The sequence below is a fragment of the Cytobacillus solani genome (assembly GCF_006704205.1).
In the GTDB taxonomy this organism is placed as follows: domain Bacteria; phylum Bacillota; class Bacilli; order Bacillales; family Cytobacillaceae; genus Cytobacillus; species Cytobacillus solani.
On sequence record NZ_CP041305.1, the window covers coordinates 4,689,216 to 4,700,720 of the forward strand.

General features: G+C 36.3%; 12 protein-coding genes. 4 read left to right on the forward strand and 8 right to left on the reverse strand.

Going from position 1 to position 11,505, the window contains the following annotated elements:
• Nucleotides 1–4: 4 nt before the first annotated feature.
• The 5 genes from fmdA to FI644_RS23550 all read right to left on the reverse strand — a co-directional run bounded on the left by fmdA (nt 5) and on the right by FI644_RS23550 (nt 4,992).
• Nucleotides 5–1,183, reverse strand: a complete 1,179-nt coding sequence (gene fmdA / locus FI644_RS23530) for a formamidase (protein WP_142108881.1) — start codon at nt 1,181–1,183, stop codon at nt 5–7.
• Between the two features lie 283 nt (nt 1,184–1,466).
• Nucleotides 1,467–1,700 carry a hypothetical protein gene (locus FI644_RS23535; RefSeq protein ID WP_053475857.1) on the reverse strand — a complete coding sequence of 78 codons (234 nt, stop codon included), beginning with the start codon at nt 1,698–1,700 and terminating at the stop codon, nt 1,467–1,469.
• Between the two features lie 383 nt (nt 1,701–2,083).
• Nucleotides 2,084–2,266: a hypothetical protein gene (locus tag FI644_RS23540; RefSeq protein WP_053475856.1), complete on the reverse strand. Its 183-nt coding sequence runs from the start codon at nt 2,264–2,266 to the stop codon at nt 2,084–2,086.
• 154 nt (nt 2,267–2,420) lie between these two features.
• Complete coding sequence (locus FI644_RS23545; RefSeq protein ID WP_053475855.1) at nt 2,421–2,849, reverse strand: M67 family metallopeptidase; 429 nt, start codon at nt 2,847–2,849, stop codon at nt 2,421–2,423.
• A gap of 1 nt (nt 2,850) precedes the next feature.
• Nucleotides 2,851–4,992, reverse strand: a complete 2,142-nt coding sequence (locus FI644_RS23550) for a coiled-coil domain-containing protein (RefSeq protein ID WP_142108882.1) — start codon at nt 4,990–4,992, stop codon at nt 2,851–2,853.
• 361 nt (nt 4,993–5,353) lie between these two features.
• On the opposite strand from FI644_RS23550, the gene FI644_RS23555 reads away from it, so the two are divergent.
• The 3 genes from FI644_RS23555 to FI644_RS23565 all read left to right on the forward strand — a co-directional run bounded on the left by FI644_RS23555 (nt 5,354) and on the right by FI644_RS23565 (nt 7,722).
• A complete protein-coding gene (locus tag FI644_RS23555; RefSeq protein ID WP_053475853.1) occupies nt 5,354–6,112 on the forward strand; it encodes a BMQ_0737 family morphogenetic spore coat protein in 759 nt (252 codons plus the stop codon).
• Nucleotides 6,113–6,249: 137 nt separating this feature from the next.
• The gene (locus tag FI644_RS23560) at nt 6,250–6,741 is read left to right on the forward strand and encodes a hypothetical protein (protein ID WP_053475852.1); all 492 of its coding nucleotides are present in this window, start codon (nt 6,250–6,252) and stop codon (nt 6,739–6,741) included.
• A gap of 9 nt (nt 6,742–6,750) precedes the next feature.
• On the forward strand, nt 6,751–7,722 hold the full coding sequence (locus tag FI644_RS23565) for a CgeB family protein (protein ID WP_053475851.1): 972 nt from the start codon (nt 6,751–6,753) through the stop codon (nt 7,720–7,722).
• A 325-nt stretch (nt 7,723–8,047) separates the two neighbouring features.
• Here the strand turns inward: FI644_RS23565 and FI644_RS23570 are convergent, their stop codons facing one another.
• Nucleotides 8,048–8,713: a glycosyltransferase family protein gene (locus FI644_RS23570; RefSeq protein ID WP_053475850.1), complete on the reverse strand. Its 666-nt coding sequence runs from the start codon at nt 8,711–8,713 to the stop codon at nt 8,048–8,050.
• A 224-nt stretch (nt 8,714–8,937) separates the two neighbouring features.
• On the opposite strand from FI644_RS23570, the gene FI644_RS26545 reads away from it, so the two are divergent.
• Nucleotides 8,938–9,111, forward strand: coding sequence for a hypothetical protein (locus FI644_RS26545; protein WP_156319108.1), 174 nt, complete (start codon nt 8,938–8,940; stop codon nt 9,109–9,111).
• A 90-nt stretch (nt 9,112–9,201) separates the two neighbouring features.
• Here FI644_RS26545 and FI644_RS23575 read toward each other — a convergent pair whose 3' ends face one another.
• Together FI644_RS23575 and FI644_RS23580 are read right to left on the reverse strand one after the other, a co-directional pair.
• Complete coding sequence (locus FI644_RS23575; RefSeq protein WP_231690062.1) at nt 9,202–10,014, reverse strand: glycosyltransferase family 4 protein; 813 nt, start codon at nt 10,012–10,014, stop codon at nt 9,202–9,204.
• 196 nt (nt 10,015–10,210) lie between these two features.
• Nucleotides 10,211–11,428, reverse strand: a complete 1,218-nt coding sequence (locus FI644_RS23580) for a glycosyltransferase family 2 protein (protein WP_142108883.1) — start codon at nt 11,426–11,428, stop codon at nt 10,211–10,213.
• Nucleotides 11,429–11,505 lie beyond the last annotated feature (77 nt).

The window sequence follows — 11,505 nt, forward strand, 5'->3', positions numbered from 1 at the left end:
CAATTTATTTCGGCATGATATCTTTATCAAATATTTGTGTTGGAATCGCAACTGTACAGCATGCATTTGGAATATCCACTATTCCATTAATTCGTCCTTCAACAGGAGCAGTGCTTAATAGCATATATGCCTGCTCCCCTGTATAACCCAATGTTTTTAAATATTCAATTGCATTTAAACATGCTCTTTTATAAGCGATATTAGCATCTAAATAATGCTGCTTTCCATCCTTTTCATCAACTGATATTCCTTCAAAAACGAGGAAATCAGAATAAAGAGGATCAACTGGGCCTGGTTTGAATACTGGATTTTCTTTTATTTTATACTTCTCCATGCCCCCTTTAATGACATCTACCTTAAGGTCTATCCAGCCTGCCATCTCGATTCCACCGCAAAAAGTGATTTCCCCATCCCCTTGTGAAAAATGAAGATCACCTACTGAAAGTTTGGCGCCTTTAACAAAAACAGGGAAATAAATTCTTGAACCCTTTGATAGATTTTTAATATCGCAGTTTCCCCCATTTTCCCTTGGAGGAACTGTTCTTGCTCCCTCTTTTGCTACTCTGTCAAATTCAGCTCCTTTAAGGGTGCCAAGTACAGCTGCTTCAGGGTTAGGAGTGTTGGCAAGTGCAGGTACTCGGTCAGGATCTGTCATCTTTAATTCATTTTCTCGTTCATTCCATTTCTGTAAAAGCTCAAGTGAAGGAGCAACACCAATTAAACCAGGATGAATGACTCCAGCAAATTTCACACCCGGCACATGTCTTGATGTTGTGTAAATCCCTTCAAAATCCCATATCGATTTTGCAGCTTCTGGAAAATGGTCTGTTAAAAAGCTCCCGCCATTTTCCTTTGCAAAAATACCGTTAAAGCCCCATTCATATTCTTGAAACGTACCAATATCCAATATGTCAACAACTAAAAGATCTCCTGGTTCAACTCCATTTACATAAACGGGACCACTTAAAACATGTACTCGGGCTAAATTCACATCCCTAATATCATTTGGAGTATCATTATTTTTAATTTGTCCGTCCGTCCAATCTTGGCATTCCATTCGAAACGCGGTTCCTGGATCAACAGAGAAAGCAGCAGGAATATCTGGATGCCATCTATTATGCCCAGGATGAATTTGCTCCTCCATTGGTTTACTTAAATCAAGTTTGTACATTGTTTTTGGCATTTTATTTCCTCCTAAAATAAGTAATTCATTTCTAATGGAGTAAAAATATGTATGCGTTTTCTTGTACAAGTATATGTTTCGGAAACCGATTTATTCTAATTATCCCTATTCATTCAGGCAATAAAACTATTATGAGCTACAATCATCAACCACATATGTTAATGCTTGCCTGCTTCATTTCACCGTGTAGGTTTTCATTCGTACATAAAGATTTATTTTACGAATTAGACCGACACATAAAAAAACACCGCAGCAGGCTTTCTCACAGCGGTGTAGGTATCGCTTATACATTTTTCAATACTAAATATAAACGATTGACACGTTCTTCCTTTTCGTCATTTGATGATAGATCGTACTTTTTTAATAGATGGAAGACTTCATTTAAGATGTCTTGAGTATGTTCTTTTTGAAAAAATTCCTCAAATAAATGGATTGTATCACTTGGTAAAAATTTTATTTGCTGCTCGTATTTAGCCTTTACATCATCGTGAGAATGATCTAATTTACATTCGCTCATTTGGTTCCCCTCCTTGTTTGTTTTATTTTACTACGCTTTTGAAAAAACACCAAAGTCAAATTGATGAACAGGGGCACATACTGATAATAGTGGTGTTAACTAAGGGACATTTATGTATAGGGGGGGCATAGGGATGATTCAATAGACAACTACCCTATTACTATATGGGTTAGACTAAGACATGAGGTAAGACTTGTCTTTTTCACTGAATCATTTTGAATAAGGTTCTCCATAGTCTGAAATGAGCTCATTATTTCGCAATTCAACTGTAACAATGTACTCGTTTACAAAATAGACAATTATTTCAAAAAAGACAACTCATAAAATTTATTGAAATTTTAGAGTCGCCTTTTTTTCTTGAATTTATTTAAAATTGATTTGACCTACGACTTTTTTTGGTTTCTTCCACAACCACAGCCACCGTTTTTATATTTCTGCTTTATAGGATTCACTCCTCCTGGTATGGTATTGGATTTGATCTTATGTCCCATATAGGGTATGGATTCCGGAGATTGTTGCGATTCAAAAGATCTCTTTTGAATTTTTATTATCTGTTTTTTTATCAAAATTCTCCCTCCTGGATATTTAGGTGCTTTACTCTTAATTATATGTTTCATAAAAATATGACGTGTTTCGATTAAAACCCATTTTTTCTGTTTCAGGTAAAAACTCATAATATAAATAAAAGAAGCGGCGATCTGCTTGATCCGCCGTCTTCATTCACTCATCCACAACGATTAATTTCAATGGGATTACCTTACCCTCAATTATTTGAAAACAACCCACTTCTACTTTCCCTTTATAAAAAGAAACAATTAAATAGGCTAAATTCGGATAAGGATTATTTCCAATATCATGCGATGATGGATAGGCAGGTGAGCTTGGATGAGAGTGAAATATACCTGAAATCTTTTCACCAATTCCATTTGCATTCTTTGAAGTACGTTCGATTGACTCCTTAGACATAGTGAATCGGTTAGAATTAAGAGATTCATTTTTTATTTTCCATAGATTCATGCCATTAAATTGCGGTCCTGAAAGTAATCCGCAGGCTTCATGAGGTAGTGCTTGTTGACAATACAATATCATATCCTCATAAACTGCTTTTTTTATTTCAAAAGCAGGAATACGAAGGTCTAGATTATTCAAATCACCTTTGATTCCCGTAGTTTCCCATACCTGTGGGCTGGGTTGTTTTATTACGTAAGGTAAAGAAGTCCATTGTTCCATGCTGCGAATTTTGGCTTTTGGGCAGGGGCTGATAGCCACGCTGCTGTTGCATCATTCTTTGGAACCAGTCGGCTTGTTGTTGAAATTGTTGTTGAGTTTGTTGTTGAGTTTGTTGTTGAGCTTGTTGTTGAGCTTGTTGTTGACTTTGTTGTTGACTTTGTTGTTGAGCTTGTTGTTGGGCAGACTGTTCCTGCTGTACTGCAGGTTTAATCTGTTGAGCAGGTTGGCTTTGTATTGGTAAAGGCTGTTCAGGCTGGGATTGAACTGGCTGATCTGGCTTAAATTGCTGATACGAATTTTGATGCTCAGGTCTTGTTTGGGAAATAGGCTGTTGAATATATTGCTTAATAAAAATCTCTTTTTCCTCCAAAGTAGATTCCAAAGCATTAAATTGAGCTTTCATTTGCTTCATTTGCTTTTCCCAAGTCTCTCTGTCTTTTTCGTATTGATTAATTTTTAATCGATACAGTTCAATCTCTGCCTGGAATTTTTCCATCTGTTGAGCGAGTACACGTTCTCCATCCTTCTTAGCTTTATAGATTTCAATCTCTTTCGCTTGAAGCTCTGCAGTAAGCTTTAGATTATTCTGTTCCATTTCTTCCATTTTCACAATAGTTGCTTTTGTCTCTTTTAGTTCAGTTCTTAATTCATCAATTTGCTTGGACCAAGATCCTTTTTCGGTATCAAAATGCTCAGACTTTTCTTTATATACATTTACTTGATCTTGCACATGTTCAAGAACTTTAAGATAAGATTCTTTCTCACGCTGATAATGATCGGTAAGCATATTAAATTCATCAATTTTTGACTCTAAATCCTCTTTAAGCTTTAGTTTCTCTGTTTCGAATTTCTCAAGCTTCGATAAGGAACTTTGTGCTTTCAGCAATTCATTTCTCATGATCTCAATTTGGTGTTCTAACTCATTCTTTTTAGCCTCAGACTTCTCATATTCATCTTTAAGCAAAATGACTTCTTGCATGAGCATCTCCTTCTCTTTTTTAATTTGGTTAAGTTCAATAGTCTTTGCTTCCAATTGGTGTTTTAATGATGATGTCATCCGTACTAACTGCTTTGTCTCTGCGAAAACCTCATTTAAGTTAGAAGTGATTTTTTCTAGTCTTTTTTCATCGGATTGCCTTTGTGAAGATATGTTTGAAATACTTTCATGAATCGAAGTATTTTCCTCTTCAAGATGCGCAATCTTATTTAGGAGTGTAATTTTTTCCTCATTATACCGATTGTTTGCATCTTCTAATTTACTCATTTCCTTCACTTGGTTCTCCAGACGGTTTAACAGTTCTAATTTCAGTGATTCCAATTCTTTTATTTTGGCTTTTGCTTCTGATAATTCAGTTTGCAGATGACTAGCAGACTCAAGAGCAGTAGTTTTTTCTAATTCCAATTGGGTTATCTTTTGTTGATAAGATACGTTTTTCTGTTGTAATTGTTCCTGTTTTTCCTGGATTCCTTGAAAGTCATGGCCCATTTTTTCATTTTGCTTAAATAACCGATCATAATCCTCAGTTCTTTGTTTTAATTCTTTCTCCAGGTCCCTCAGTTCTTTTTTATACTGTTGGTTTTGTTCATAAGCTTCGGACAAATTAATGGATATTCTGTCTGCATGCTGCTTACTTGTTATTTCCTTTTCTCTATTTGCTTCTATCTGTTCCACGTATTTAGCAATTTTCGCCTCCTGCTTTTTAATAATCTCCTGCAATTGGCTATTTTCAACTGCATGATCATTATCCAGCACTGTTCGGACCGTATTTTTTTCAAGCATTGTGATTCTTTCCTGCAAAGCTGTATTTTTCATAAGCAGCTCATTATAATCATCTATTAATTCATCTCTTGTTTGATTACTTTTTACTTCGGCTTTCGTTATTTCAGTGAGTTCTAAATTCAATCGCTCATTTTCGCCTTTCAACATTTTTATTTGTTCCAGGTACCTCCTATCTCTCGTCTGGCTGTCCGCTCGGTAATAGGAAAGTTCAGACTCTAGATGAATCACCTTCTGTTGAAGCTGTATGTGTGTCAGTTTATCAAACTGATTCCTTCTTATCATCAGTTTCTCCTCCTTAGTCATTAGCCCAGTTCTTTTTTTTCATTCTATGCTTACTGGGCAAAAGTGTAACTGGATAGAGGGAATACTCTTTTCATTCAGAAGTTATATGTTAAAAACACTAGAGATTCACAACAAATTTCATTAAATTAATTAGGCTTATTTCATAGATAATTTAAATCACACCTTTGATCTAAGGGAATATATTATGTATGGGTCAACTGTACGTAAAATTGCTTTCTCTAATTTCCCCCGTGATGTACAACTAAAAATACACTCTAGCCTAAACACAGATCTGGGATAATCGCATAGTATACAGTAGGCTCAGCCCTATTAACAAAATAGTTGAGGAGATGATTGTTTCATGGATTTTAAATCAATTAGCGGTGGCCAGGAAACTTTATGTATAAAAGTAAATAAAGTTTATGACTGGGTCACCCGCCAAGCAGATGTGCCGCTAATCGCCTTTACCGGCACTGATTCTCTTCTTGATATTGGATTTGATTGCCCAAGCGGCGTAACCCCTACTCCTGGCGGTGCAGGAGACCCATGTGCTTTTCTAGGCGGAAATCTGACAGTAGAATGCTTCCCTACTGATGAAGAAGGAAATCCAATTGATCCGTTAGCACCTGGGGCAATTCTTTGCCAGGAGATTCCGCAGCCAGAAGGACGTGCAAGTGGACAGTTCCAGTTACCTGATGGATCGACTGTTACACTTCAGAAGGTAAAAGTTTTGAAAAAAGGATTTATCGTAGTTCGTGTATCAAATGCTGCTGGTCTAAGCTGTACTTCTGATCCAATTCCTTGGGCTGTATCTGAGAAGTTCTTCCTATGTGCACCTCCAGGTACATTCCTTCAATGTGAAATTACAGACTTTGAGTGCGATGCAAACATCATTTGCCGTCAAGTCGGAATTACTCCAGGAGTATTCGAGTTCCAGCAGCTTGATATTTCAATCAATCTATGCCAAAACGTTCAAATGGAGGCTATGGTCAAACTAGAAATTACTGCAGACTTCTGTCAGCCACGCCCTGATATGCCGTTTGTATGTCCGCCATTGGCATTCCCGCCTCAATGTCCAACAGTGTTTCCAGGACCTGGACCAACACCGACAGGGATGTAAAAAGAAATTAACTTCATACAGCATGTTAACTGAGGAGTTCCGCTCCTCTTTTTTGATTGTAAAATATTTCGAAACATTTCATCTCATTTTATGCATAGAATGTAAAGATATCTTCGGAATATTCAAGGGGGATCAATATGTTCTGGAAAAAAAATGCGAAGGAAACTGCTGACGCTTGTGTCTGGTTCAGCTATGCTGTTATGCTTCCAGATATTGATGAGGATGATAAGGAAGTGACTGTTATCGGGAATATGATTATCAAAAATACAGGTACTTCCATATTAAATAATCCAATGATTTGTATACGTATTAAGTCTCCTGAAAATGTTCGACTTGGCGGAAAAATCGGTTCTGTCACACATACTGCTTTAATGATAGATGGAACGAACAGCGAAGCATGGCACTACTTCCATGAAAACTGGAAGGAACAAGCAGAAAAAACTGGAGAGCATTGGCTCAAGCCTAACCGTCTTCAAAAATTAGAACCTGGTGAAAATTTAACGTTCGAAAATGAGCTGCGAATTCCAACGACAAAAAAAGAAAAATTCGTCTTGATTGAGGGGTTTTTCTATAGTGATGAGATCAAAAATGGAATCGGGACTTTGAACAATATTTCTATCAATCTGTAGGAGAATGCAATGAAAATCCTCTTTATTTCTTCAGGGTATAATGGAATCTATGACCATTTTGAAGCATGGATATTACAAGAGTTAAGCAAAAAACATGAAGTAAAGTACTTTCAGAATAAAAACGGCCTTCGTACATTACAAACACTGACAAAATCATTTATGCCAGATGCAGCAATCACAATGGTAGGCTTTAAACTGCCAATTAACATGATCCAATGGCTAAAAGTAAATAATATAAAGACTGCGATTTGGTTCACTGAAGACCCCTATTTTATGGATCAAACAGCTGAGCTTTCCCGTCATTACGACTTTGTTTTTACCATCGATACTGCAGCACTTGAATTTTATAAAAAAAATGGCCACAAGCAGGCTTACCAATTACCTCTTGCTACTGAACCAGAAATATTTAAGCCAAAAAAGATGGAAGGGATTTTTACAAGCGATATATGCATAGTTGGCTACCCTTATCCTGATCGAGTACAATATATCCAATTCCTTTTACAAAACACACCTTACAATATTAGGGTTGTAGGAAATTGGAAAAAACCTTTGTATTATTATCAAAATAATCCAAAACTAATCATTAATGAAGGCTGGTTCAAACCATCCATAGCAGCAGACTTTTATAACTGTGCAAAAATTATCTTAAATACACACAGGCCATTTAACTTGAAGCATAATCAAAACCGACTCGGCATTGAAGGAAAAAGCATTAACAATCGAACCTTTGATGTTGCCGCGTGTGAGGCCTTTCAATTAATTGAATTCAAAGAGGATTTACCTAACCACTTCGTTGAAGATGAGGAAATAGCAGCTTTTAAAAATAAAGAAGAGCTGCTAAAAAAGATTGACTATTATTTGCAAAACGATATAGAGCGGCAAAGAATGGCGGCTAAAGCCAGAAATCGAGTATTAAAAGAGCATACTTTTGAGAAGAGGCTTGACAAATTAATTCATATTATTAGTAATGCCTCCACTTAATACTTCATTCTAATCAATCTAGCAATCATTATTTTAGGAAGAAGCGATTGAGATGACAATCGCTTTCCAGAGTCCTTTTATCTGTAATTCCCATACTTGGTCACCATGTTAGGAGTTTTTTTGACCATCACTTGAGATGGAGCAACTTTTGTCATCTGCACTGGCCTTCCATGATACCGGCCATCAGCTGAATATATTTTATTAATCTTATTGCATAGACACATAGGATCACCTCACCTTCTTAATGTACAATATGAAAAAATTAATTTTTTGCTTGTACTTCTGTACTGAATTGTCCAATTTAAAGGAATGGCTATATTAAGCCCTAAAAATACTCTTGATAATTTTGAACGAATATGATCCTGTTTTCTTCATAACCGTTTAAGTTTACTGTCCCTGTTGCATGGAGACACCACGGACGTATTTGCCTTGGAACTCCTACATCATATCCTGCTTTCTCAAATTCTAAACTTTGAGAAACATCATAGAAATGCCAGCCTTGGAATAATTCTTCCCTCCATTCGAGATCGTATTGGGTAACCATGATTAATCCATCGATCGCCTTAACCTTCTCATAATCTTCTATTACAGGGCGATTCGCTAAGGTTCCTATTGCTCTTTTGCCTTTAGGGGTATAATAGACAGCTCCATATACGAGCTTACTATTCCACCAAACCCCATTAGGGATTGTTTTGGCTCCTACCATCCCTAGCATTCCTAATTTAGGATATTTATTAAATAACGAAATGATATCGTAAATGAAAAGATTATTAAAAATATAAGTGTCCTGGTGAAGATATACTTTAAATTTAGCATCACTTCTTTTCATCCCTTGATTGTATCCTGATGTCAGACTTGAAGCATTCTCAATAGATATCGTTTCGATTTCATAGCCTTCTGGTATCTTTAGAGAATGAATATATTTTAATGCTGTATTGTATTTTTCAGCATGATTGACACAAGAAATAAAGCATATTTTTTGGTTATTCAATTTGCGGTCACCTCTTCATTCCTATCATTTTTAAATATATTCATAGATATTCATTCACTTTCATTCAATAGCATTTTGAAAGAGTATGTACGCTTTGACATTATAATTAAAAAGGGGCGATATAAGTGAAAGAAAACAATAAGGAAAGGTATCCGCTCGTTTCTATTTTAATTCCTACATATAACCGCCCACATTATTTTGAATTAGTTCTTTCTGATGGGTAATTGAATCAAAAAATAAGCAAAACAGATGCAATTACCTTTGGAATTGAAATTGGAAACCAAAACTTAATGAATTCACATAATTATATTGTTGAACCAAGTTTTTTGCAGCAAAAGAGAGAATGGGAACAAGCTTTAATTGAAGCTTTAAGATGGATTAAAAAAGGCTTTCATTAATATCGAAAAGACAAAACTGAAAATTAAAATAGATTACTTCAATCCCAGGAGCTTGTTCATTAAGAATTACGTTCCCTTTAATTTCTGGCTTTAATATTTGCTAAATTCTGAAGTTAGATTACTCATTACTCTTGGCCAGTTATATTTCTGTGCTGTTTGTATGGCATTTGCGGCAAGATAATTTGCCAGTTCTCTATCTGTTAGTACTCTATAAATTGCATTTGCTACACCATCGGCATCTCCACTATTGACCATCAGACAGTTATGACCATCTATACAAAATTCTTCGTTTCCATTCGCTCTCGTAGTAACTACAGGCGCACCGCATGCCATTGCCTCTAGAATGGGCATTCCGAATCCTTCGTGGTAAGATGTTTGGACGAATACCCCACAATTCGCGTAAAGGTAAGCTACTGTTCGATCATCAGGGACAGAAAAATGCAAAGCAGGGATACGGGGAATATTTGGTGATTCTAGACCGAACGTAACTAGAGATACATTACTTAACATTTGATGAACCTTTTGTACTGCTTCAGCCGTGACATGAAATCCCTTCAAATGTTGACTTCTTCTACTACATGCCAAAATGCGAAGCGGATCATAATCATGCGTTCTATTCGGCCTGAAAACATCATGATCAATAGCGATTGATACATTTGCGGCCTGCTTTTGAAAACGCTGTGCCAATTGTTGAGTTGTCCAGTCTGCTACCGTTAAGTAATTAATATTCTTCTGGTAGGTTTGATGAACTCTTGCCCTCATTTCTGGTGAATGAGGATAATAACTTTCTTCAATATCCTGTACAAGGTAAAATGGAATGCCTCGTCCATTTTGGAGCGGATCACAGCTATTCACTACGGTGTCGAGTGTATTCCACCAAGTGGCAACTTTTATTGCATCCATAACCTTAAGCTGCTGAAGCATTTTCTGATAGTTTTTAAATCTCCTAGTCTGCACCTTTAGCGGAAACCAACGCGGGTGATTATCTAATGAAAACAAATGAACCCGATAACCCATATCATGTAAATGATTTATGTGTTCAAAAACATTCTTAACTCCTCCTGATACACCATTAGCTTCAAGTATATAAACAATCTCTCTATGATTTAAGGATGTGATAATAACCCCTCCATTTCAAATCAAATTGTTTCCTAGCTTCAAAATCCTTATGCTTATAGAAATTGATTTTTTGATGTCCCCCTCTTGTTTGGCCTTCCAAATGAATGGCTGCCGCTGGCCCGCAGTAAACCACCCTCCATCCTTTTAATCTTGCTCTGAAGCAATATTCTACATCCTCAAAACCAGTAAAAAAATCTTCAGAGAAAAGACCTAAATCTGCAACGGCATCCTGTTTTATTAGTAATAAGGCACCTGTAACAGCATGAACGTCATCAACGGCAAGGGCAGGTGGATAATCTGCGGGCATGCCAACGTATCGATGAAGAAGCTCTCCACTCATTCCCCCATGCTGAATCGTTTGATTAGGATAAAGCAATCGTGCACCTATCACGCCAATTTCAGGTGAGCTTTGTATGGTACTAATCATTTTCTTTAGCCATTCAGGTTCATGAAAAATAACATCATTATTAACGAGTGCTATATGTTTACCTCTTGCTTGTCTTATCCCTTGATTAACGGTACAGCTAAAACCCTCATTCGGGTTTTTTAGGATTACTTTAATATTTTCCTGTGATCCCCATTGCAAAAGCTGCTGTTGAATATGCATGGCACTTCCATCGTCAACTACGATAATCTCATAAGAAGTTTTCGTTATAGTGGCTTTAAGTGTGTTTACACATTGTTTCACTAAATCAACTTGATTAAAGCTTGGAATGATGCAGCTTACTATATCTTCGAAATCAGCTTTCCAAGGAGGATTAGGAGAACTTAGAAGTGAAATACATTCTCCAGATGTTAAAATATTTTCTAAAATTTTCAGCCGGTTCCCACTTTTCTTAAGCACTCCAACAAATCCATGCATTCCTCCCTTATCAGGCTCACGAAATAGCAATTCCCTGTATAAGCACTGCACAAATAGAGTTTCATTTGCTTGAAAAAATGTTCTTAAAATTCCTGGGATTGTTTGATTATGTCTTGCATGTATGGCAGGCGGGTGATTGTAATGCTGCAAACATTCATTACTTTGTATGACTGAATTGATAATAGATATTTTGCTGTAGCCAGACATGAAAAGATTATGGTAATGCTCGATTTCAATGGAATTCGGTTCCCGTAGTAATAACCCCTCATATAAACTAATAGCAAACTCTGGTCCATCTTTTTGGTAAATCTCAAATAATTTTTGAATGATTCTCAATTCAACCCCTCCAAAGAAAAATATTCAAATATTAATTGTTCGTAGAAATCGTGAAGGCCAAACAAAAAAGTGGAAAA

Bases quoted from the DNA above. Each gene is read 5' to 3' on its own strand.
- FI644_RS23555 (WP_053475853.1), top strand. From the start codon at position 5,354: ATGGATTTTAAATCAATTAGCGGTGGCCAGGAAACTTTATGTATAAAA.
- FI644_RS23550 (WP_142108882.1), bottom strand. From the start codon at position 4,992: ATGATAAGAAGGAATCAGTTTGATAAACTGACACACATACAGCTTCAA.
- FI644_RS23560 (WP_053475852.1), top strand. From the start codon at position 6,250: ATGTTCTGGAAAAAAAATGCGAAGGAAACTGCTGACGCTTGTGTCTGG.
- FI644_RS23565 (WP_053475851.1), top strand. From the start codon at position 6,751: ATGAAAATCCTCTTTATTTCTTCAGGGTATAATGGAATCTATGACCAT.
- fmdA (WP_142108881.1), bottom strand. From the start codon at position 1,183: ATGCCAAAAACAATGTACAAACTTGATTTAAGTAAACCAATGGAGGAG.
- FI644_RS23575 (WP_231690062.1), bottom strand. From the start codon at position 10,014: ATGGATGCAATAAAAGTTGCCACTTGGTGGAATACACTCGACACCGTA.
- FI644_RS23535 (WP_053475857.1), bottom strand. From the start codon at position 1,700: ATGAGCGAATGTAAATTAGATCATTCTCACGATGATGTAAAGGCTAAA.